The organism is Pseudomonas sp. BTN1 (genome assembly GCF_001907715.1).
Lineage (GTDB): Bacteria > Pseudomonadota > Gammaproteobacteria > Pseudomonadales > Pseudomonadaceae > Aquipseudomonas > Aquipseudomonas paracarnis.
In genome coordinates this window covers 97005-118082 of sequence record NZ_MPBM01000025.1, presented here as the reverse complement: position 1 = coordinate 118082, position 21078 = coordinate 97005, and the positions used below count along the sequence as shown (strand labels likewise).

General features: G+C 62.4%; 19 protein-coding genes. 8 read left to right on the top strand and 11 right to left on the bottom strand.

Going from position 1 to position 21078, the window contains the following annotated elements:
* Positions 1 to 126: 126 nt before the first annotated feature.
* The 3 genes from BMH52_RS12090 to BMH52_RS12080 are packed head-to-tail and all read right to left on the bottom strand — an operon-like array spanning position 127 to position 2279.
* Complete coding sequence (locus tag BMH52_RS12090; RefSeq protein WP_003195087.1) at positions 127 to 714, bottom strand: YggT family protein; 588 nt, start codon at positions 712 to 714, stop codon at positions 127 to 129.
* A gap of 25 nt (positions 715 to 739) precedes the next feature.
* Positions 740 to 1558, bottom strand: a complete 819-nt coding sequence (gene proC, locus BMH52_RS12085; RefSeq protein ID WP_014720329.1) for a pyrroline-5-carboxylate reductase — start codon at positions 1556 to 1558, stop codon at positions 740 to 742.
* A 34-nt stretch (positions 1559 to 1592) separates the two neighbouring features.
* Complete coding sequence (locus BMH52_RS12080; protein WP_014720328.1) at positions 1593 to 2279, bottom strand: YggS family pyridoxal phosphate-dependent enzyme; 687 nt, start codon at positions 2277 to 2279, stop codon at positions 1593 to 1595.
* 57 nt (positions 2280 to 2336) lie between these two features.
* Here BMH52_RS12080 and BMH52_RS12075 point away from each other — a divergent pair, with 57 nt between their 5' ends.
* Positions 2337 to 3371: a type IV pilus twitching motility protein PilT gene (locus tag BMH52_RS12075; protein WP_032902279.1), complete on the top strand. Its 1035-nt coding sequence runs from the start codon at positions 2337 to 2339 to the stop codon at positions 3369 to 3371.
* Between the two features lie 140 nt (positions 3372 to 3511).
* Here the strand turns inward: BMH52_RS12075 and BMH52_RS12070 are convergent, their stop codons facing one another.
* Entirely contained in the window at positions 3512 to 4150 is a 639-nt protein-coding gene (locus BMH52_RS12070; RefSeq protein WP_003195078.1) for a C40 family peptidase, read from the bottom strand.
* Between the two features lie 249 nt (positions 4151 to 4399).
* Between BMH52_RS12070 and BMH52_RS12065 the strand changes: the two genes are divergently transcribed.
* Entirely contained in the window at positions 4400 to 4828 is a 429-nt protein-coding gene (locus BMH52_RS12065) for a TM2 domain-containing protein (protein WP_020301920.1), read from the top strand.
* A 43-nt stretch (positions 4829 to 4871) separates the two neighbouring features.
* On the opposite strand, the gene BMH52_RS12060 is transcribed toward BMH52_RS12065, so the two are convergent.
* From BMH52_RS12060 to gshB, 7 genes are all read right to left on the bottom strand, one after another.
* A complete protein-coding gene (locus BMH52_RS12060) occupies positions 4872 to 6143 on the bottom strand; it encodes a dihydroorotase (protein ID WP_014720326.1) in 1272 nt (423 codons plus the stop codon).
* Positions 6140 to 7144 (bottom strand): aspartate carbamoyltransferase catalytic subunit, encoded by a 1005-nt coding sequence (locus BMH52_RS12055; protein ID WP_014720325.1) that lies wholly within the window; start codon positions 7142 to 7144, stop codon positions 6140 to 6142. The genes BMH52_RS12060 and BMH52_RS12055 overlap by 4 nt, the downstream gene beginning before the upstream one ends.
* A gap of 24 nt (positions 7145 to 7168) precedes the next feature.
* Positions 7169 to 7675 carry a bifunctional pyr operon transcriptional regulator/uracil phosphoribosyltransferase PyrR gene (pyrR, locus tag BMH52_RS12050; RefSeq protein WP_019817751.1) on the bottom strand — a complete coding sequence of 169 codons (507 nt, stop codon included), beginning with the start codon at positions 7673 to 7675 and terminating at the stop codon, positions 7169 to 7171.
* Between the two features lie 132 nt (positions 7676 to 7807).
* Positions 7808 to 8245 (bottom strand): Holliday junction resolvase RuvX, encoded by a 438-nt coding sequence (gene ruvX / locus BMH52_RS12045; protein ID WP_003195067.1) that lies wholly within the window; start codon positions 8243 to 8245, stop codon positions 7808 to 7810.
* Positions 8245 to 8814, bottom strand: coding sequence for a YqgE/AlgH family protein (locus BMH52_RS12040; protein ID WP_073843816.1), 570 nt, complete (start codon positions 8812 to 8814; stop codon positions 8245 to 8247). Before BMH52_RS12040 ends, ruvX begins: the two co-directional genes overlap by 1 nt.
* 173 nt (positions 8815 to 8987) lie before the next feature.
* Positions 8988 to 9893, bottom strand: coding sequence for an energy transducer TonB (locus BMH52_RS12035; RefSeq protein WP_014720322.1), 906 nt, complete (start codon positions 9891 to 9893; stop codon positions 8988 to 8990).
* A 77-nt stretch (positions 9894 to 9970) separates the two neighbouring features.
* Entirely contained in the window at positions 9971 to 10924 is a 954-nt protein-coding gene (gene gshB, locus BMH52_RS12030) for a glutathione synthase (RefSeq protein ID WP_020301918.1), read from the bottom strand.
* Between the two features lie 239 nt (positions 10925 to 11163).
* Between gshB and pilG the strand changes: the two genes are divergently transcribed.
* The 6 genes from pilG (at position 11164) to BMH52_RS12000 (ending at position 21010) form a co-directional block, all read left to right on the top strand.
* Positions 11164 to 11571 carry a twitching motility response regulator PilG gene (gene pilG, locus BMH52_RS12025; RefSeq protein ID WP_014720321.1) on the top strand — a complete coding sequence of 136 codons (408 nt, stop codon included), beginning with the start codon at positions 11164 to 11166 and terminating at the stop codon, positions 11569 to 11571.
* 46 nt (positions 11572 to 11617) lie between these two features.
* Positions 11618 to 11983, top strand: a complete 366-nt coding sequence (gene pilH, locus BMH52_RS12020; protein ID WP_014720320.1) for a twitching motility response regulator PilH — start codon at positions 11618 to 11620, stop codon at positions 11981 to 11983.
* 11 nt (positions 11984 to 11994) lie between these two features.
* Positions 11995 to 12519, top strand: coding sequence for a chemotaxis protein CheW (locus tag BMH52_RS12015; RefSeq protein ID WP_020301917.1), 525 nt, complete (start codon positions 11995 to 11997; stop codon positions 12517 to 12519).
* Complete coding sequence (locus BMH52_RS12010; protein WP_014720318.1) at positions 12516 to 14567, top strand: methyl-accepting chemotaxis protein; 2052 nt, start codon at positions 12516 to 12518, stop codon at positions 14565 to 14567. Before BMH52_RS12015 ends, BMH52_RS12010 begins: the two co-directional genes overlap by 4 nt.
* Before the next feature lie 175 nt (positions 14568 to 14742).
* Positions 14743 to 20562, top strand: a complete 5820-nt coding sequence (locus BMH52_RS12005) for an Hpt domain-containing protein (protein ID WP_073843814.1) — start codon at positions 14743 to 14745, stop codon at positions 20560 to 20562.
* On the top strand, positions 20555 to 21010 hold the full coding sequence (locus BMH52_RS12000) for a chemotaxis protein CheW (RefSeq protein ID WP_003195048.1): 456 nt from the start codon (positions 20555 to 20557) through the stop codon (positions 21008 to 21010). The genes BMH52_RS12005 and BMH52_RS12000 overlap by 8 nt, the downstream gene beginning before the upstream one ends.
* Positions 21011 to 21078: the final 68 nt, after the last annotated feature.

Genomic DNA, 21078 nt, shown 5'->3' with positions numbered 1-21078 from the left:
GGGACGCTCTGCGTCCTGCCCTGGTGACGCGGAGCGTCACGGGCTGCATTCCCACGCAGAGCGTGGGAACGATCAGCACAAGCCATGCTATCGCAGGCAAGCCAGCTCCCATAGGGGCTACGGCATTCAGATCAGGCCAAACAACTCTTTTGGCATGTAAGCAAAGTAGGCCAGGCGCGGAATCACCCAGCTTTGCAGCAACTGAATCACGATAAACGCGAAGATCGGCGAGATATCCAGGCCACCCAGGTTCGGAATCAGGCGACGGAAGGGTGCCAGCACGGGCTCGGTGATCTGAGCCACCAATTCGGCACCTGGGCTACGGCTGCCCGGTGCGACCCAGGAGAGGATCACGCTGATGATCATCGACCAGAAAATGATCTTCAGGAACAGCGAGAAAATCCCGATCAGGCCCCATGGCAACAGCAGGACGGTGAAGGCCTGGTAGCCATTGAGCATCAAGATCACCACGAACAGCAGGATTTGCAGCAGCAACGCCAGCACCAGCGACGACATGTCCAGGCCGAACAGGCTCGGGATCACTCGGCGCAGCGGCTTGAGCAGTGGTTGGGTGGCCTTCACCACGAACTGGCACAGCGGGTTGTAGAAGTTTGCACGCACCAGTTGCAGGATAAAGCGCATCAGCACGATCAGCAGGTACAAGCTGCCCAGGGTCTGGATGATGAAAATGGCAGCGTCATTGATTCCGAGCATGTTTGATTACCTTGGTAAGGGACGACTATTTGCCCAGTTGCTCAGCCATCTCGGCTGAACGATGTGCGGCGGCACCCAGTGCTGTTTCCACCAGGGCTTCAAAGCCCCCGGCCTGGAACGACTCGATAGCCGCTTGTGTGGTGCCACCGGGCGAGGTGACGCGACGGCGCAGTTCGGCGGCATCCACCTCGCTGCCGACCGCCATTTTCGCGGCGCCCAGGGCGGTTTGCTCCGCCAGTTGCTCGGCCACGTCGTGGGGCAGGCCCAGCTTGACACCGGCGGCGGTCATGGCCTCGATCAGCAGGAAGAAGTAGGCCGGGCCACTACCGGAAACGGCGGTAACCGCATCCAGTTGCTGTTCCTGCTCCAGCCACACGGCGAGGCCCACCGCAGACAGCAGTTCCTGGGCCTGGTCACGTTGCTGCGCGGTGACTTCGCCGGTGGCATACAAACCGCTGACGCCCTGGCGCAGCAGCGCCGGGGTGTTGGGCATGCAGCGCACGATGGGCTGGGCGCCGAGCCAGTTGGTCATGCTGGCGCAGGTGATGCCAGCGGCAATCGACACCACCAGTTGGTGAGGTTGCAGGCTCGGGCGCAGGCTCTCGCACACAGCCTTCATGGCCTGGGGCTTGACCGCCAGCACGATCACATCGACGCCGTGGATGGCCTCGGCATTATCGGCGAAGGTCTGGATGCCGTGTTCGGCGCTGACGCGCTCGCGGGTCTCGGCGCCCGGGTCGCTGGCGCGGATCTGCTCGGCGTCCAGGCCCTTGGCCCGCAGGCCACCGATCAGGCTGGCCGCCATGTTACCGGCGCCGATAAAGGCAATACGCGTGTTGCTCATGACAGGTCCTTATTTTCGAGGGATGTCAGCCATTTCACGGCTGGCCGTAGTCGCGGGCGCCAAACAGCGCGGTACCGATCCGCACCCAGGTGGCGCCTTGGGCAATGGCCGACTCCAGGTCGTGGCTCATGCCCATGGAAAGTGTGTCCAGCGCCAGGTTCAAGCTGGCTTGCAGGTCGCGCACCGTGGCAAACGCCGCATCCTGCTCTGCCCGATCTTCAGTCGGCTCGGGAATCGCCATCAAGCCCCGCAGCTTCAAGCGCGGCAGGGCGCTGATCGCCGTGGCCAGGGCCGGCAGGTCGGCGGGTGTGCAGCCGGACTTGCTGGCTTCGCCACTGACATTGACCTGAATGCAGATATTGAGCGGCGGCAGGTCGGCCGGGCGTTGTTCGGACAGGCGTTGTGCGATTTTCAGGCGGTCCACGGAATGCACCCAAGCGAAGTGCTCGGCGATAGCGCGAGTCTTGTTCGATTGAATGGGGCCGATGAAGTGCCAACTCAAGGGCAGGTCGGTTAAATCCGCCTGTTTGCCCAGGGCTTCCTGCAGGTAGTTTTCGCCAAAGTCGCGCAGCCCGGCGGCATAGGCTTCGCGCACTGCCTGCGCGGGTTTGGTCTTGCTCACGGCCAGCAGGTGGATGCTGCTTGCGTCACGTTGCACGGCGTCGGCTGCGGCGCGGATGCGCTGGCTAACCAGGCCGATGTTGTCTGCTATCGTCGACATTCAAGATGCGCCCGTGGATATGGAGTCCGCGGCATTCTACTGGAAATGGAAAGCCCTATGGATATCACGCAATTGCTGACGGCCAGCGTAAGCCGAGGCGCCTCAGACCTGCATCTGTCAGCTGGCCTGGCACCGATGCTGCGCATTGATGGCGAGGTTTGGCCGCTGGATGGGCCAGCGCTGAACGCTACCCAAGTGGTCGACTTATTGAGCCCGTTGCTGAATAAACATCAACAAAAGGATTTCGAAACATCTCTTGAAACGGATTTTGCCTTCGAATTGCCAGGCGTCGCCCGGTTCCGGGCGAACGTGTTCCGCCAGGATCGCGGCGTGGGTGCAGTGTTCCGGGCTATTGCGACTGAGGTCCAGAGCCTGGAGGCGCTGGGATTGGGCGAGGTGTTCCAGCGTATCGCCCGCCTTCCTCGCGGCCTGGTGCTCGTGACCGGGCCCACCGGCTCGGGCAAGTCCACGACCCTGGCGGCGATGATCGACGACCTCAACCGGCATCGACGCCAGCATATCCTCACGCTGGAAGACCCCATCGAGTTTATCCACAGGCCGAAACTGGCGCTGGTCAACCAGCGCCAGGTGCATCGTGACACCCACAGTTTCTCGGTGGCCCTGCGTTCAGCCCTGCGAGAAGACCCGGATGTGATCTTGGTGGGTGAATTGCGCGATCTGGAAACCATCCGCCTTGCGCTGACGGCGGCAGAGACCGGGCACCTGGTGTTCGGCACTCTGCACACCTCGTCGGCGGCAAAGACGATAGACCGGCTGGTGGACGTCTTCCCGGCCGGGGAAAAGGCCATGGTCCGCTCAATGCTGTCGGAGTCGTTGCAGGCGGTAGTGTCCCAGGTGTTGGTGAAGAAGGTGGGCGGTGGGCGTGTGGCCGCCCATGAAATCATGCTGGGTACGCCGGCGATTCGTAACTTGATCCGTGAGGACAAGGTGGCGCAGATGGTTTCGGCAATTCAGACCGGTGGGGCGTTGGGGATGAAGACCCTGGATATGAGTTTGAAGGCGTTGGTGGGCGCGGGCCTGGTCAGTCGGGAAGAGGCGCGGGAGAAGGCGAGGGTGCCGGCAGATATCTAGATCGGCAGGTTGGCCTGGAAACAAATGTGGGAGCGGGCTTGCTCGCGAATACGGTGTGTCAGACGACGAATAGGCTGACTGATATACCGTATTCGCGAGCAAGCCCGCTCCCACATTCTCTACTGCATTGCAGTGTTAAATCAGCGCTGCACGATCCGCAGGTTGCTGTTCTGCTCTTTAGGCAGTACCCGCTTGGCAATCACGTAGTTCTTGTCCCAGAACGGCTTTTTCAGCGTGTCGATGCTCACCGACTTGCCACGGCGCGGTGCGTGAATAAAGCGGTCATTGCCCAGGTAGATGGCAACGTGGTTCACCTGGCGGCTCTTCAACTTGAAGAACAACAGATCGCCCGGCTTCAGGTCTTTGCGGTCAACCTTCAACCCATGGCCGGCCGCCATGGCGTTGGAGGTGCGTGGCAGGTCCACCGCTTTTACATCGTTAAATGCATATTTCACCAGCCCGCTGCAGTCGAACCCTTTACTTGGGCTGCTGCCGCCCCAACGATAAGGTGTACCGAGCACGTTGACGGCACGGCTCAAGACGTTGCTGCTTTGCTTGGTGTTCACGGCCAGCTGGGTGGAAAGCACTTTGCCGTGGGCCTTGCTCAGTTGAGTCGGGCGGCTGACGGTCGGCTTTGCCGCTTTGGCAGTGCTGGGCGTGCTATGGACTTTAGGGGTGAAACCGTTAACGTTCGGAAGTCGTTGCTCACGATTGGTGGCGTGGGCGGCCAGTGGCATTAATAGGCAAATGGTTAGCCATGTCTTGAAAAATGGTCGCATTAGGCGTGGCTCTTATGGGTTTGCGCGCAACTTTATAACAGCTTTTTGTGCTGTTCTCAGCCCGTTTGTCGACTGAACCTTGGGGTCAAATTCAGGAAAAACGCGACGATTCGCCGCAATTGTCCTACACAAGGCAGGCGGTACAAGGCTTTGAGGGCAGGAAGATACCATTTACCGTACGTCGGGCGCCCGTAAAAAAGTCACAAAGAAAATGAAAAAATTTATCTATCGACGCAAAAGAGGTCCTTCATGAACACCTATCAACAGGTTGGTCAGCAGCACGACACCCACAGTAAGGCGATTGGTTACCTACTGTGGATTTTCGGTTTTACCGGGGCTCATCGCTTCTATTACGGCAAGCCGGTGACCGGTACGATCTGGTTTTTCACCTTCGGCTTGCTGGGTATTGGCTGGCTGATCGACTTGTTCCTGATCCCGGCCATGGACCGTGAAGCCGACCTGCGGTTTACCGCTGGGCCCATTGAATACAACGTGGCCTGGATTCTGTTGGCGTTCCTGGGGGTGTTTGGTGTGCACCGTATGTATCAGGGCAAATGGATCACCGGCCTGATCTACCTGCTGACCGGCGGTTTGTTCCTGATCGGGGTGCTCTATGACTTCTGGACGCTGAACACGCAGATCTCGATCCGCAATGCCGAGCGCAACAGCGGGCGCTGAGCACTGATCGTTCCCACGCAGAGCGTGGGAACGAGCTTGCGCGTCAAGCCTGGTAGCTGATCCGCCCATCCATCAAGGTGTACCGCACCGTCGCCGGCAGGCTGTGGCCGATGAACGGGCAGTTTTCGCCCTTGGACAACCAACGCTCACCAGCCACCGTCGAGCTTGCCAGGTCGAACAGCACCAGGTCCGCCGGTGAACCCACCGCCAATTGGCCCGCTGGCAAGCGCAGGGCCTCGGCCGGGCCGGCGCTCAGGCGCGACAGTAGTGTCGGCAAGTCCAGCAAGCCGTCTTCTACAAGCGTCATCGCCAGTGGCAACAACAACTCCACGCTGCTGATGCCCGGCTCGGTCGCGCCAAACGGTGCCAGCTTGGCGTCTCGCTCGTGAGGTTGGTGATGGCTGGAAATCGCCGACACCACACCCGACTTCACCGCCGCACGCAAACCGTCACGGTCTGCCTTCGTGCGCAGCGGGGGCTGTACGTGGTAAAGGCTGGAGAAGTCGATCAGCGCCTCATCCGTCAGGATCAGCTGGTACAGGGCGACATCCGCAGTTACCCGCAAGCCACGGGCCTGGGCCTGGGCGATCAGAGCCACGCCCCGGGCGCTGGTCAACTGGCTGAAATGCGCACGCACGCCGCTTTGTTCCACCAGCAACAGGTCACGGGCGAGGGCCACGGTTTCTGCGGTTTCCGGAATGCCCGGCAGGCCGAGGAAGCTCGCCACTGCGCCTTCATGGGCCAGGCCGCCTTCGGCCAGGTCGCGGTCTTGGGAATGGAAGATCACCGTCAAGTCGAACGTGGCCGCGTATTCCAGGGCGCGGCACAAGGTGCGCGTGCTGCGAAAGCTTTCCAGGCCATTGCCGAAGGCCACGCAACCGGCGTCACGCAGGGCGATCAATTCGGCGAGTTGTTCGCCATCCAGGCCCTTGCTCAAGGCGCCAATGGGAAACACTTTGCAATTGCCGGCTTCGCGGGCGCGGTCGAGGATCAGCTCGGTCACAGCAGAAGTGTCCAGTACCGGCTTGGTATTGGGCGGGCAACACAGGCTGGTCACGCCACCGGCTGCCGCGGCCTGGGTTTCGCTGGCGATGTTGCCTTTGCGACTGTAGCCCGGTTCACGCAGGGCGACATTCAAGTCCACCAGCCCAGGTGCGGCCACCAGGCCCTTGGCGTCAATGCTCTGGCCGGCGTTGAAGCCGGCGGGGGCGGCGCCGATGGCGACGATCTTGCCGGCGTCCAGGTGTAGATCGGTAACTTGGTCCAGGCCGCTGGCCGGGTCGATGACTCGGGCGCCGAGAATGCTGAGCTTCACTGGGCCTGCTCCTGCTCGAATTGACGTTGCGCGGTTTGTCCGCTCATGGCCATGGACAGCACGGCCATGCGCACGGCGATGCCGTAGGTCACTTGGTTGAGAATCACCGATTGTGGGCCGTCGGCCACCGCCGACTCAATTTCCACGCCGCGGTTGATTGGCCCCGGGTGCATCACGATGGCATCCGGCTTGGCCTTGGCCAGGCGTGCGGTGGTCAGGCCGAACAGGCGGTAGAACTCACCTTCGCTGGGCAACAAGCCCCCGGCCATGCGCTCGCGTTGCAGGCGCAGCATGATCACCACGTCCACATCCTTGAGGCCTTCGGCCATGTCGGTGTAGACCTTCACGCCATACTGTTCGATGCCGATGGGCAATAGGGTCTTGGGCGCGATCACGCGGATATCCGGGCAACCCAGGGCCTTGAGAGCCAGCATGTTCGAACGTGCCACCCGCGAATGCAGGATGTCGCCGACGATGGCTACCGAGAGGTTTTCAAAGCTGCCCTTGTGCCGACGAATGGTGAGCATGTCGAGCATGCCCTGGGTCGGGTGCGCGTGACGGCCGTCGCCGCCATTGATGATCGCCACGTTCGGGCACACATGCTCGGCGATGAAATGCGCAGCGCCGGAGTCGCCGTGGCGTACCACGAACATGTCGGCGGCCATGGCTTCCAGGTTGCGCAGGGTATCGAGCAGGGTTTCGCCCTTGCTCGCCGACGAGGTGGACACGTTCAGCGTGATCACATCGGCCGACAGCCGCTGGGCCGCCAGTTCAAAGGTGGTGCGGGTGCGGGTGGAGTTTTCGAAGAACACGTTGCAGATGGTTTTGCCGCGCAACAGCGGGACTTTCTTCACTGCCCGGCCACCGACTTCCAGGAACGAGTCGGCGGTGTCGAGGATTTCGGTGAGCAGTTCGCGGGGCAAACCGTCGAGGGACAAGAAGTGTTGCAACTGGCCCTGAGCATTGAGCTGCAGCGGGCGCTTGGCATCTAGAGGCGTCATCGCGGGGACTCTTTACAAGGCGGTTTAAAGGGCAAGGTCTTGCAGTTCGAGTTCGAGCGGCGTAGGACCGGACAATTTTACCCGCTGCTGGGGTGCAAGCGACAGGGTTGCACCCACGACGTCCGGGCTGATCGGCAGTTCGCCAGCATCCAGGTCCAGCAGGCACACCAGGGTCACGCTGGCAGGGCGGCCATAGTCGAACAATTCGTTCATGGCGGCGCGGATGGTGCGGCCGCTCATCAGCACGTCGTCGATCAATACCAGGTGCTGGCCTTCGATCTCGAAGGGCAGGGCCGATGGGCGCACTTGTGGATGCAGGCCGTTCTGGCTGAAGTCGTCGCGGTAGAAGGACACGTCCAGGGTGCCCAGAGGCGAATCGCTGCCCAGTGCTTCCAGCAATGCCTGGGCTACCCACACGCCACCGGTGCGTATGCCGATAAAACGCGGTTCGCTGATGGCACGGTGTTCCAGGTGCGCCTTGAGGCGTATCGCCATCTGGCTGATCAGTTCGGCAGGGTTCGGCAAGCTCATAGTGGCTCCTTATCAAGTGTGTAGGAGCGAGCTTGCTCGCGAAAAACTCAAGGGCACCGCGTTCATCCAGCCTTCTCGCGGTATCGTTAACGTTCTTCGCGGGCAAGCCCGCTCCTACAGGATCGCGGCGGGTCAGGATTCAAATAAAGCGGTGTTTTCATCCAGCCAGCCCTGCAACAGCAAGGCCGCGGCGATAGCGTCTACCGGGTTGTCGCGGTAACTGCCCTTTTGCCCGCCACGGTCGCGGCGCTCTCCCTTGGCTTCGAAGGTGGTGAGGCGTTCGTCGTGGGTATAGAACGGCAGGTTGTAGCGGCCATTGAGGCGGCGCGCGAACTTCTCGGCGCGCAGGCACATGTCACTGGGGGTGCCATCCATGTTCAGGGGCAGGCCGACCACCACCGCGTCAGGCTTCCACTCTTTAATCAGGGCTTCGACCTGGTTCCAGTCCGGCACGCCATTCTGGGCCTTGAGGGTGCACAGCTCGCGGGCCTGGCCGGTGATGACCTGGCCAACCGCTACGCCGATCTGTTTGGTGCCGTAGTCAAAACCGAGGATCAGACGCAAAGCCATCAGGCGTGCCCCGCCTGGCTGGTCAGCAGGCTGAGGTTGACCCGCAGCTTGGCTGCTGCCGCTTCCAGGCGCAATTCGCTGGCGGTGTTGAACAAAATATCAGCGTCGAACGGGCAGGTCAGCCAGGCATTGCTGGCCAGTTCGGCCTCCAGTTGCCCGGCTTCCCAACCGGCGTAGCCCAGGGTGATCACACTCTGCTCGGGGCCGATGCCGTCGGCGATGGCGAACAGCACATCCTGGGATGTGGACAGTGACACCCCATCAAGGACTACCGTGGCCTGGAACGTCGGCCCGGTGGGGTGCAGTACAAAACCGCGATCGGTCTGCACCGGCCCGCCGAAGTAGATCGGTACGCCCTGGCAGCGCGCTGGCGGGTCGATTTCCGGGCGCAGTTGCTCAAGGATATCGGCCAGGTTCAGCTCCTGCGGGCGGTTGACCACCAACCCCATGGCACCATTGGCCGTGTGCTCGACGATGTAGGTCAAGGTCTGCGCAAAGTTCGGGTCGGCCATATGGGGCATGGCGATCAGGAATTGGTGCTTGAGGTAGGTCGGGCTGACGTTTTTCATGTCCGCTAGTGTGGCGTTGGAGGGGCGAACTGACAAGTGCGGGCGCGAGCCTGATCGCTGATCGTTCCCACGCTCCGCGTGGGAACGCATCCCGGGGCGCTCCGCGTCCCAAGAGCAGACGCAGAGCGTCCATGGCGGCATTCCCACGCGGAGCGTGGGAACGATCTGTGCGATCAGTTGCTGGACAACCGGTCGCCCTTGGCGAACCGCCAGGTGCGGATGATTTCCAGGCGGTCCACGTCGTTCAAGTCGCCGCTGAACGGCGCAAAGGGCGCGGCCAGGCGCACGATGCGTTGCGCGGCCTGGTCCAGCAGCGGCTGGCCGGAGGACTCCAGCACCTGCACTTCATACAGCGAGCCGTCACGGTTGATCGACACCAGCAAGCGCAAGTTGCCATAAATCTGCTGGCGCCGTGCCTCGTCCGGGTAGTTGAGGTTGCCGATGCGTTCGACCTTCTTGCGCCACTCGTCCTTATACCAGGCGCCTTTGTCGCGCATGGTCGAGGCCGCGTTCAGGCGGTAGATGCGCGGGCGCTTGGCATACAGCTGTTGTTCATGGGCCAGTTCGGCTTCGAGGCTGGAAATTTCGTCGGACAGCGTCGAACTGTCGAACGTCGGCGCAGGTTTCACTGGCTCGGGCTTGGGTTCGGTCTTGGCCTTTTCGCGCTGGGTCGGGGCTTTTTGCGGCTTGGGCGCGACGGTGGCTACCGCAGCCTTGGGCGTGGCCTGCTTGACCTCGGGCTTTGGCGCCGGCGGTGGGGTGACCTTCTTGACCTGGTTGTCGTGGAAGGGCGCCACTTCGGTGGTCTTGGGCACGGCTTTCTTGTCGAGGGTGCCGCTGCCTTGCTGGTTTTCCTGGGCGAGAAAGTCAGCCTTTTCGGGCTTCTTTTCGCTCTTGAACGTAGCAAGTGTGATTTCCAGGGTCTTGGTGATCTGCTTGGGTTCCACCAGGGTGAACCCCACGCCCAGGAGCAGGGCGAGGTGAATCAGCGCAGCGAGAAACAGGGTAAAACCGAGACGATCAGCCGGGCGCACGCCGCTATGGGTGAATTCGGGGGGCAGATCGGACGGGAGTGTCATGACAAGAAAACCAACATCGCGCGTTTCACAGGTGGCGCATGATAACGCAATGTTGGTGTGTGTCCGGCTGTTCTATGTCACTTGGCTTTTAGCTTGCGCTCAATGGCGGCCATCAGCATTTCGCCGATGTTCGTACCAAATGCATTGTCGATCTCGCGAATACAGGTCGGGCTGGTGACGTTGATTTCAGTGAGGTTCTCACCAATTACGTCCAGTCCGACAAACAGCAGGCCTTTTTCCCGCAGGGTCGGACCGACTTGAGCGGCGATCCAGCGGTCCTTGTCCGACAACGGCCGCGCTTCACCGCGACCACCGGCGGCCAGGTTGCCACGGGTCTCGCCGGCTGCCGGGATGCGCGCCAGGCAGTAATCCACCGGCTCGCCGTCGATCATCAGGATGCGCTTGTCACCGTCCTTGATCGCCGGCAGGTAGGCCTGGCCCATGATCTGCTGGGTGCCCAGGGCGGTCAGGGTTTCGAGGATCACCGACAGGTTCGGGTCGCCGGCGCGGTGACGGAAGATCGAGGTGCCGCCCATGCCGTCCAGCGGCTTGAGGATCACGTCGCCATGCTTGGCGGCGAATTCACGCAGTACATCGGCGCGGCGGCTGACCACGGTCGGTGGCGTGCACTGCGGGAACAGGGTGGCGAACAGCTTTTCATTGCAGTCACGCAGGCTTTGCGGCTTGTTGACGATCAACACGCCGGCCCGTTCGGCTTGCTCCAGCAGGTAGGTGGAATACACAAACTCCATGTCGAACGGCGGGTCCTTGCGCATCAGGATCACGTCGAGGTCGCTAAGGGGGCTGTCGATTTCGTCAGAAAGCTCGAACCACTTCTCGGGGTTGGCGAACACCTGCAGCGGGCGCATGCGTGCGCGGGCCTCGCCTTCACCCTGGTAAAGGTCGCGCTGCTCCATATAGAACAAGGTCCAGCCGCGGGCCTGGGCGGCCAGGAGCATGGCCAGCGAACTGTCCTTTTTATAGGAAATGCTGGCGATAGGGTCCATGACAATGCCGACGCGAACGCTCATGGGGGATTTCCTCTAGCAAATTGGGGCGCATAAAAGTGGCGTCAGAGTGGCGCTGCGGCTGTTGTGGGTCAAGGAAAAACCACTGGGTGGGTGCCTCGATAGATTGCGCTTGGAGACTGTGCTAAAAAGGCTGGCACGGCGCAGCAGCCCTTGAATTCCAAGGCTTGCGGCGTTCATCCTGTGCAACATCAGGCAGTACACACCGAAAACCGATTCGCTGTGGCGATGGTAGAGCAGATATGGAACAGCATTCCAACGCCTTGAAGGTGATGGTGATCGACGATTCGAAAACGATCCGCCGCACCGCCGAGACGCTGTTGAAGAACATGGGGTGCGAGGTCATCACGGCGATCGACGGTTTCGACGCCCTGGCTCGTATTGTCGATCATCACCCGCACATTATCTTTGTCGACATCATGATGCCGCGCCTGGATGGCTACCAGACCTGCGCCCTGGTGAAGAACAACCCGGCGTTCAAGTCGATCCCGGTGATCATGCTGTCCTCCAAGGACGGCCTGTTCGACAAGGCCAAGGGGCGCATCGTGGGTGTCGATCAATTTTTGACCAAACCTTTCAGCAAGGAAGAACTGCTGGGGGCGATCAAGGCCTATGTGCCTGGGTTCGCCGCAGTAGAACAAGCACACTGACGCCGCCTCACGAGGGCCGGCGCCGACCAATGTAGCGGGGAAAACCATGGCACGTGTTCTGATCGTCGACGATTCGCCGACTGAAATGTACAAACTCACCGGCATGCTGGAAAAGCATGGCCACCAGGTGCTCAAGGCCGAAAACGGCGCGGACGGCGTGGCCCTGGCCCGTCAGGAAAAGCCCGACGCGGTGCTGATGGATATCGTGATGCCCGGCCTCAACGGCTTCCAGGCCACGCGCCAGTTGTCCAAGGAGCCAGAAACCAACGGTATCCCGATTATCATCATCACCACCAAGGACCAGGAAACCGACAAGATCTGGGGCGCACGCCAGGGCGCCAAGGATTACCTGACCAAGCCTGTGGATGAAGAGACCCTGATTGCCACCCTGAACAAGGTGCTGGCCGGCTAAGGCTTGCGATCATGACCGAGTCGCAAACCGCCTTTGAGCTGTTGCTGGACATCGACCGCCGCTGCCGCTTGCTGGCCGCGGACCTGCCGTCCCAGGAAACGCGCCTGCAACGCTGGAGCGGCATCGCCTTCCGCGTAGGGCCAAACGCCTACGTGGCGCCCATGGGCGAAGTCGCCGAGGTGTTGCATGAGCCGCGCTGCACCTTGATGCCGGGGGTCAAACCCTGGGTCAAGGGCGTGGCCAACCTGCGCGGGCGCTTGCTGCCGGTGATGGACCTGGGCGGTTTCCTGGGCCTTGAGTTGTCAAGGGCGCGCAAGCAACGGCGGGTGCTGGTGGTGGAGTTCAACGACCTGTTTGTCGGGCTGCTGGTAGACGAGGTGGTAGGCATGCAGCATTTCCCATTGGACGCCTGGGTGGCGAGCACCGCCTCGAGCGCCCCGTTTATCCAGGGCCAGTTCGACGGCGAGCCGCAATGGCAAGTCTTCAGCCCCTTCGCCCTGGCCCAGGCCCCTGGCTTCATGGATGTTGCCGCATGAGTACCGCTACCACGCCCAAACCTCAGGCCGCTTCGCGCAGCCGTTCGCAGATCATCGTGCTGTTTATCGCCTTGATCGTGTTCATCATGTTGCTGTTCGCCAACTTCGCGTACCTCAACACCCAGTCCACCTACGATAAACAGTACATCGGCCACGCCGGTGAGCTGCGCGTGCTGTCCCAGCGCATTGCCAAGAACGCCACCGAGGCCGCTGCCGGGAAAGCGGCGGCGTTCAAGCTGCTGGGCGATGCGCGCAACGATTTTGCCCAGCGCTGGGGTTACCTGAAAAAAGGTGACCCGCAAACTGGCTTGCCGGCGGCGCCCAGTGCGGTGCGCGCCGAAATGCGGGCGGTGCAGACCGACTGGGAGGCGCTGCTCAAAAACACCGACGCCATCCTGGCCAGCGAGCAGACCGTATTGTCGTTGCACCAGGTGGCGGCGACCCTGGCCGAAACCGTGCCGCAACTGCAGATCGAGTCGGAAAAGGTCGTGGATATCCTGCTGCAACGCGGCGCCCCGGCCAGCCAAGTTGCCTTGGCCCAACGCCAGTCGCTGCTGGCCGAACGTATCCTGGGGGCGGTCAACACGGTGCTGGCGGGGGATGAAACCGCCGTGCAGGCCGCCGATGCCTTTGGCCGCGATGCCAACCGTTTTGGCGTGGTGCTCAATGGCATGCTCAACGGCAACCCGGGCCTGCGTATCACCCAGGTCGAAGACCCGGACGCCCGTGCACGGCTGGCGGACATCGCCGAGCTGTTCGAATTTGTCTCAGGCTCCGTGGATGAAATTCTCGAGACCTCGCCACAGTTGTTCCAGGTGCGCGCCTCGGCGAGCAATATTTTCAACCTGTCGCAAACCTTGCTCGATGAAGCCTCGCACCTGGCCACGGGTTTTGAAAACCTCGCCAGCGGGCGCAGCTTCGACACCATCGGTGGTTACGTGCTGGGCTTGCTGGCGCTGGCCTCGATCATCCTGATCGGCCTGGTCATGGTGCGCGAGACCAACCGCCAACTGCATGAAACCGCGCAGAAGAACGAGCGCAACCAGAACGCGATCATGCGCCTGCTGGATGAAATCGAAGACCTGGCCGACGGCGACCTTACCGTCACCGCCTCGGTCACCGAAGACTTCACTGGCACCATCGCAGACTCCATCAACTATTCCGTGGACCAACTGCGCGACCTGGTCGCCACCATCAACCTCACTGCCGGGCAGGTCGCCGGTGCGGTGCAGGACACCCAGGCCACCGCCATGCACCTGGCCCAGGCATCGGAGCATCAGGCCCAGCAGATTGCCGAAGCGTCCACGGCGATCAACCAGATGGCGCAGTCCATTGACCAGGTATCGGCCAACGCGGCCGAATCCTCGGCGGTAGCTGAACGTTCGGTAGAGATCGCCAACAAAGGCAACGAGGTGGTGCACAACACCATCCACGGCATGGACAACATTCGCGAGCAGATCCAGGACACCGCCAAGCGCATCAAGCGTTTGGGCGAGTCGTCCCAGGAAATTGGCGACATCATCAGCCTGATCGACGATATCGCCGACCAGACCAATATCCTCGCCCTCAATGCCGCGATCCAGGCCAGCATGGCCGGTGACGCCGGGCGCGGTTTTGCGGTGGTGGCCGATGAAGTGCAACGGTTGGCCGAACGCTCCTCGGCGGCCACCCGGCAGATCGAAACCCTGGTGCGCACCATCCAGGCCGACACCAACGAAGCGGTGATCTCCATGGAACAGACCACCACGGAAGTGGTGCGCGGCGCGCGCCTGGCCCAGGACGCCGGGGTGGCGCTGGAAGAGATCGAAGGCGTGTCCAAAACCTTGGCGGCGCTGATCCAGAGTATTTCCAACGCGGCGCAGCAACAGACCTCATCGGCGGGGCAGATTTCCCTGACCATGAACGTGATCCAGCAGATCACCACCCAGACGTCGTCGGGTTCCACCGCCACCGCCGAAAGCATTGGTAACCTGGCGAAGATGGCCAGCCAGTTGCGCAGGTCAGTATCGGGTTTCACCTTGCCGCCGCCCAAGCAGGTCGATGATTGAAATACGACCTGAAGAACACCACAGTCCAACTGTGGGAGCTGGCTTGCCTGCGATAGCGGTCTGTCAGATACAGATATAGTGCTGACCCACCGCTATCGCAGGCAAGCCAGCTCCCACATCGGATCTCCATTGTTTGTGAGATACCAGCAACTCATGAATTCTAAGCGGAGCAGTTATGGTTGATCGGCACGACTACGTGGCCCTCGAATGGGTCAAGGGCGATATTGCCGAAACCCTGAAACAGGCCCGGTCGGCGCTGGACGCGTACGTTGAAACCCTTGACGACGACGCCCTCAACCAATGCCTGGCCGGTATCCACCAGGTGCATGGCGCGCTGCAAATGGTCGAGTTCTACGGCGCGGCGCTGCTGGCCGAAGAGATCGAAGAACTGGCCCTTGCGCTCCAGGCCGGGCACGTCGGCCAGCGCGATGAAAGTATCCGCCTGCTGCAACAAGCCCTCGGCCAATTGCCGCTGTACCTCGACCGCGTGCACAGTGCCCGCCGCGACCTGCCACTGGTGGTGCTGCCGCTGCTCAACGACCTGCGCAGCGCCCGTGGTGAAAGCCTGCTATCGGAAACCAGCCTGTTCAGCCCGCAACTGCTGTCGATCGAGCCGTTGCCTGAGCAAGCCCTGGCCCAACGGGCCACGCCGGATCTGCATGAGCAGTTGCGCCAATGGCGCCACCTGCTGCAACAAGCCCTCGCCGGGTTGCTGCGTGAAGACCACGGCCCCAGCAACCTGGAAGACATGGCGCGGGTGTTCGCACGCCTTGAAGCGCTGTGCCAGGGTGCGCCGCTGCTGCCGTTGTGGCAGGTCACCTCGGCGCTGGTCGAAGGCATGCTCACCGGCGTGGTCGCCAACAGCCCGGCGCTGCGCAGCCTGCTCAAGGCCAGCGACAAGCAACTCAAGCGCTTGCTGGTTCAAGGCATCAATGGCATCAACCAGCCGGCGCCGGACGACTTGCTCAAGAGCCTGCTGTTCTACGTCGCCAAAGTCACCCGGCCGACGCCGCGCATGCAAAGCCTGAAGGAACGCTACGGCTTGGACGAAGCCTTGCCCGACAGCGCCGTGGTCGACGCTGAACGTGCACGGCTGGCCGGGCCGGATCGCAATGCCATGGGCTCGGTGCTCGGCGCGTTGTGTGAGGAGCTGGTGCGGGTCAAGGAGCGCCTGGATCTGTTCGTGCGCAGTGATCGCCAGCACACCCAGGACCTCGACCCCTTGCTGGCGCCGCTGCGGCAGATCGCCGATACCCTTGCGGTACTGGGTTTCGGCCAGCCGCGCAAAGTGATCATCGACCAACTCGCTGTGGTGTTGAGCCTGGTCCAGGGGCAGCGCGAACCCAATGACGCGGTGTTGATGGATGTGGCCGGCGCGTTGTTGTATGTCGAAGCGACGTTGGCCGGGATGATCGGCACCGTCGAACCGCAAAGCCGTGAAGACAGCCGCTTGCCCACCACCGACCTGACCCAGATCCATCAGTTGGTGATTCGTGAGTCGTGCCAGTGCCTGCGCCAAGCCAAGGAACTGGTGATCGACTGCATTGAGGCTGATTGGGATCGTCAGCGCCTGGAGTCCTTGCCCGAGCTGCTGAGCCAGGTACGTGGTGCCCTGGCGATGATTCCCTTGCCGCGTGCGGCGAGCCTGATGCGCGGTTGCACCGACTACGTCGATGAGCAGTTGATGGTCAATGAAGCCGCCCCTTCGGCGACACAACTGGCGCATTTTGCCGAGGTGGTCAGTAGCCTGGAGTACTACCTCGAACGCATGCTTCAAGACCCTGACGCGGCAGGGGAAAAAGTGCTGGAGTTGGCCACCCAGGGCTTGAATGCATTGGGCTACCTGCCGGTGGAAAAACCCTGGCGTCAGGCCCTGGTCGCGCCCGAGGGGGCACTGTCCTCCGAGGCCGTATCAAACCAATCCCAATTCGATGCCTTGGCCAGCCCTGCATCACGTCTCAACCCTCCGGCCTTGCAGCGTCCAGGCAGCCTGTTGCCGCCGCCGGCCGGCGAAGAACCGATTGACGATGAATTGCGCGAAGTCTTCCTTGAAGAAACCGATGAAGTCCTCGACGTGTTGCATCGCTACCTGCCCGACAGCGCGGACAAAGCCGCCCAGGGCGAAATGCGCCGGGCTTTCCATACCCTCAAGGGCAGCGGCCGCATGGTGCGCGCCCTGGTGCTGGCCGAGCTGGCCTGGGCCGTGGAGAACCTGCTCAATCGCGTGCTGGAACGCAGCTTAGTCCTTGGCCCTGAGGTGCAGCAGGTGTTGGATGAGACTGTGGCCCTGCTGCCGGAGCTGATCGCCGATTTTGCCAGCGACGATCAACGCCAGCGCGATGAAGCCGACGCCTTGGCCGCCCGTGCCCATGCCCTGGCCAGTGGCGCTGCAACGTCGACCACCGAGCCCCATGACCCAATGCTGCTGGAGATCTTCCGCAACGAAGCCCAGGGCCATCTGGACAGCCTCGGCCACTTCCTGCAACAGGCCGCCGAGCAGGTGCCGCTGCAGGTCAGCGATGAACTGCAACGCGCCTTGCACACCCTCAAGGGCAGCGCCTACATGGCTGGCGTGTTGCCCATCGCCGAGCTGGCGCGCCCGCTGGATCACCTCACCCGTGAGTACAAGGCCCACCGCCTGCCGCTGGACAAGGACGAAGTGGCGTTGTTGCTTGAGGCACAGGGGCTGTTCCAGCGCGGGGTGCGTGACCTGGACAACAATCCCCTGGCACCGATCCACGGTGCGGCCAGCGTGATCAGCCGCACCCAACACCTGCTGGAGCATCAACTTGCCGCCTTGCTCGACGCGCCCACGACCGGCCTGCGCGTCAAGCGTGACCCGCACTTGATCACCAACTTCCTGGCCCAGGGCATGGACATCCTGCTCGACGCCGAAAGCCTGCTGCGCCGCTGGCAGCAGCACCCCGGCGACCGTCAGGAGCTCACGGCATTGCTGGACGAGCTGACTACGTTGGGCGAGGGCGCTCACCTTGCCGACCTGCACCCTATCGACGCGTTGTGCGAGGCCTTGCTCGACCTGTATGGCGCGGTAGAAGAAAGCAGCCTGGCGGTCAGCGCCCGGTTCTTCCACGAGGCTGAACAGGCCCACGACGCGCTGATCAACATGCTCGACCAGTTGGCCGCCGGCCAGGAAATCAGCCCCGCGCCCGCACGTCTGCAGGCGTTGCGCGAGTTGCTGGACGAAGCCTTGGACCCGTCCGCCACGGGCCTGATCAAAAGCGACGGCAGCCGCGCCCTGAGTATCTCCGAGTTGGGCGCGGCTACTGCGCAGTTGGATCACGCCACCGCGATGGACGACGAGATAGTCGAGATCTTTCTTGAAGAGGCCGTAGACATCCTCGACAGCGCCGGGCAGTCGCTCAAGCGCTGGTTGCTGGAACCCGAAAACGCCGCGCCCTTGTCCTCGTTGCAGCGGGACCTGCACACCCTCAAGGGCGGCGCACGCATGGCCGAAATCGACCCGGTGGGCGACTTGGCCCATGAGCTCGAATGCGTTTATGAGGGGCTGGTGGATCGCCGCTACAGTTATTGCGTGGAGCTGTCCCAGGCACTGATGGCCAGCCACGAACGCTTGGCCCAACAGTTGGACGAACTGCAACAGCAGCAACCCTTGAGTGACGGCGTCGAGCTGGTCGAAAGGTTGCGGGAGTTGCGCCAGGCCAGCAGCCCGGCAGCGCCGGCTGCGGTGGCAGCCGCCTCGGGTGCCGACCCGGAATTGCTGGATATCTTCCTCGAAGAAGCCACCGATATCCTCGACAGCTCAGGCAGCGCGTTAGTGCGCTGGCAGGGCGAGCCGGGCAATCGCCAGGAAGTGGAAACCCTGCTGCGGGACCTGCACACCCTCAAGGGCGGTGCGCGCATGGTCGAGATCGGGCCAATCGGCGATCTGGCCCATGAGCTGGAATTTCTTTACGAAGGGCTGTCCGCCGGTTTGCTCGCGCCGACCCCTGAGTTGTTCGCACTGCTGCAAGGCTGCCATGACCGCCTGGCGCAGATGATCGACGCCGTGGCCGAGGGTCTGCCGGTGGGTTCGGTGGATAAACTCATCGAGCGCATCAAGAGCCTGGTGCACCCCAGTGATGAGCCGGTCACACCGGTGGCGCTGCCGGCTGGCAAGGCCGAAGCGGTCGCCGATCCGGCTGCCGACATGGTGAAAATCTCTGCCGACTTGCTCGATGACCTGGTCAACCTCGCCGGCGAAACCTCGATCTCCCGTGGACGTATCGAGCAGCAAGTCAAGGATGCGCGCATTGCCTTGAGTGAGATGGAAACCACCATCGAGCGCATGCGCGACCAGCTGCGCCGGCTCGACAGCGAAACCCAGGGCCGCCTCCTGAGCCGTCAGCAGGCCGAGGCCGAACGCCTGGGCTACGAAGAGTTCGATCCGCTGGAAATGGACCGCCATTCGCAGCTGCAACAGTTGGCCCGTGCGCTGTCCGAATCTGCCTCCGACCTGCTCGACCTCAAGGACACCCTTGAGCGCCGCAACCAGGATGCCCACAACCTGCTGCAGCAACAGGCGCGTATCAACACCGAGTTGCAGGAAGGCCTGATGCGCACGCGCATGGTGCCTTTCGAGCGCATGTTGCCACGCCTCAAGCGCATCGTGCGGCAAGTGGCGGGCGAGTTGGGCAAGGACGTGGAGTTTATCGTCGGCAATGCCGAAGGCGAGATGGACCGCAATGTGCTGGAGCGCATGGCGGCACCCTTGGAGCATATGCTGCGCAACGCCGTCGACCACGGCCTGGAGTCGCGCGAAGTGCGGCTGGCGGCGGGCAAACCGGAGAAGGGCCGCATCACCCTGGACCTGACCCACGAAGGCGGCGACATCGTCTTCGACATGCGCGACGACGGCGCCGGCGTGCCCCTCGAAGCGGTGCGACGCAAGGCGATCAAGCGCGGCCTGCTCGCGCCCCATCAAGAGATCAGCGACCGTGACGTGTTGCAGTTCATCCTGCAGCCGGGCTTTTCCACCGCCGAAAAAATCACACAGATTTCCGGGCGCGGCGTGGGCATGGACGTGGTGCATGAAGAAGTGCGCCAGCTCGGCGGCTCCATGGTGATCGACTCGACGCCGGGCATGGGCGTGCATTTTCGCATTCGCCTGCCGTTTACCGTGTCGGTCAATCGTGCGCTGATGGTGCACTGCGCGGACGACCAATACGCGATCCCGCTCAACACCATCGAAGGCCTGGTGCGCGTGCTGCCCCACGAGTTGGCGGGGCACTACCAGCAAGACCCGGCGCACTATGAATATGGCGGCCAGCGCTACGAGTTGTTCTACCTCGGCGACCTGCTGCACACCGCCAGCCGCCCGAAACTGCTGGGCCAGTACCAGCCTGTGCCGGTGCTGCTGGTGCATTGCAATGAACGCCGCGTGGCGGTGCACGTGGATGCCATGGCCGGTACCCGCGAGATCGTGGTCAAGGGCTTGGGGCCGCAATTCTCCGGGGTGCAGGGCGTGACCGGCGCGACCATCCTGGGCGACGGCCATGTGGTGCTGATCATCGACCTGCTGGCGCACATCCGCGCTCGGCAACCGGCCTTGCCGGCCCAGGCAGTGGATGCGCCGCTGGTCCTCAACGACCCACTGAAAAAACGCCCGCTGCTGGTGCTGGTGGTGGACGACTCGGTCACCGTGCGCAAAGTCACCAGCCGCCTGCTGGAGCGCAACGGCATGAACGTGCTCACCGCCAAGGACGGTATCGACGCCCTCGCCATCCTGGAAGAACACACCCCGGACCTGATGCTGCTCGACATCGAAATGCCGCGCATGGACGGCTTCGAAGTGGCCATTCAGATACGCAACGACCCACGCCTGATGCGCTTGCCGATCATCATGATCACCTCACGCACCGGCCAGAAACACCGCGACCGCGCCATGGCCATTGGCGTCAACGACTACCTCGGCAAGCCGTACCAAGAGTCGGTGCTGCTGGAGAGCATCGCCTACTGGAGCAAGTCCCATGCTTGAGCACCGCACCAGCCAACTCACCGGCCTGCTGCTGCCCCTGGCCGACCGCCACCTGGTGCTGCCCAACGTCGCCGTCGCCGAGCTGATCGACTTCCAGCGCGGCGAACCGGCCAGCGATGCGCCGCCGTGGTATCTGCGGCAGGTCACGTGGCGCGATCGACAGATTCCGCTGATCAGCTTTGAAGCGGCCTGCGGCGAAGCCAGCATGACGGGCGAACGCTCGCGCATCGTGGTGTTGAATGCACTGGGCGGGCGGCCGACCTTGAAGTTCATTGCTCTAGTGATCCAGGGTATTCCCCGTTCGTACAAGCTCGATAGCGAATTGAGCTACGTGGACGTGCCCCTGTGCCCGCTGGAACTGGCGGCGGTGCAAGTGGGCGAGCAGGTGGCGAAGGTGCCGGACTTGATGGGGCTTGAAGCGCTGCTGGTAGAGTCCGGCCTGGCCTGATCCTGAGTCCTATGAAGATCCACTGTGGGAGCTGGCTTGCCTGCGATAGCGGCCTGTCAGTCAACATC

Excerpts from the sequence above, each read along its gene's own strand:
- pilH (WP_014720320.1), top strand. The coding sequence starts at position 11,618 with ATGGCACGTGTTCTGATCGTCGACGATTCGCCGACTGAAATGTACAAA.
- proC (WP_014720329.1), bottom strand. The coding sequence starts at position 1,558 with ATGAGCAACACGCGTATTGCCTTTATCGGCGCCGGTAACATGGCGGCC.
- gshB (WP_020301918.1), bottom strand. The coding sequence starts at position 10,924 with ATGAGCGTTCGCGTCGGCATTGTCATGGACCCTATCGCCAGCATTTCC.
- ruvX (WP_003195067.1), bottom strand. The coding sequence starts at position 8,245 with ATGGCTTTGCGTCTGATCCTCGGTTTTGACTACGGCACCAAACAGATC.
- BMH52_RS12080 (WP_014720328.1), bottom strand. The coding sequence starts at position 2,279 with ATGTCGACGATAGCAGACAACATCGGCCTGGTTAGCCAGCGCATCCGC.
- BMH52_RS12015 (WP_020301917.1), top strand. The coding sequence starts at position 11,995 with ATGACCGAGTCGCAAACCGCCTTTGAGCTGTTGCTGGACATCGACCGC.
- BMH52_RS12075 (WP_032902279.1), top strand. The coding sequence starts at position 2,337 with ATGGATATCACGCAATTGCTGACGGCCAGCGTAAGCCGAGGCGCCTCA.
- BMH52_RS12035 (WP_014720322.1), bottom strand. The coding sequence starts at position 9,893 with ATGACACTCCCGTCCGATCTGCCCCCCGAATTCACCCATAGCGGCGTG.
- BMH52_RS12005 (WP_073843814.1), top strand. The coding sequence starts at position 14,743 with ATGGTTGATCGGCACGACTACGTGGCCCTCGAATGGGTCAAGGGCGAT.
- BMH52_RS12000 (WP_003195048.1), top strand. The coding sequence starts at position 20,555 with ATGCTTGAGCACCGCACCAGCCAACTCACCGGCCTGCTGCTGCCCCTG.
- BMH52_RS12055 (WP_014720325.1), bottom strand. The coding sequence starts at position 7,144 with ATGACGCCTCTAGATGCCAAGCGCCCGCTGCAGCTCAATGCTCAGGGC.
- BMH52_RS12040 (WP_073843816.1), bottom strand. The coding sequence starts at position 8,814 with ATGAAAAACGTCAGCCCGACCTACCTCAAGCACCAATTCCTGATCGCC.
- BMH52_RS12090 (WP_003195087.1), bottom strand. The coding sequence starts at position 714 with ATGCTCGGAATCAATGACGCTGCCATTTTCATCATCCAGACCCTGGGC.
- BMH52_RS12010 (WP_014720318.1), top strand. The coding sequence starts at position 12,516 with ATGAGTACCGCTACCACGCCCAAACCTCAGGCCGCTTCGCGCAGCCGT.
- pilG (WP_014720321.1), top strand. The coding sequence starts at position 11,164 with ATGGAACAGCATTCCAACGCCTTGAAGGTGATGGTGATCGACGATTCG.
- BMH52_RS12065 (WP_020301920.1), top strand. The coding sequence starts at position 4,400 with ATGAACACCTATCAACAGGTTGGTCAGCAGCACGACACCCACAGTAAG.
- BMH52_RS12070 (WP_003195078.1), bottom strand. The coding sequence starts at position 4,150 with ATGCGACCATTTTTCAAGACATGGCTAACCATTTGCCTATTAATGCCA.
- pyrR (WP_019817751.1), bottom strand. The coding sequence starts at position 7,675 with ATGAGCTTGCCGAACCCTGCCGAACTGATCAGCCAGATGGCGATACGC.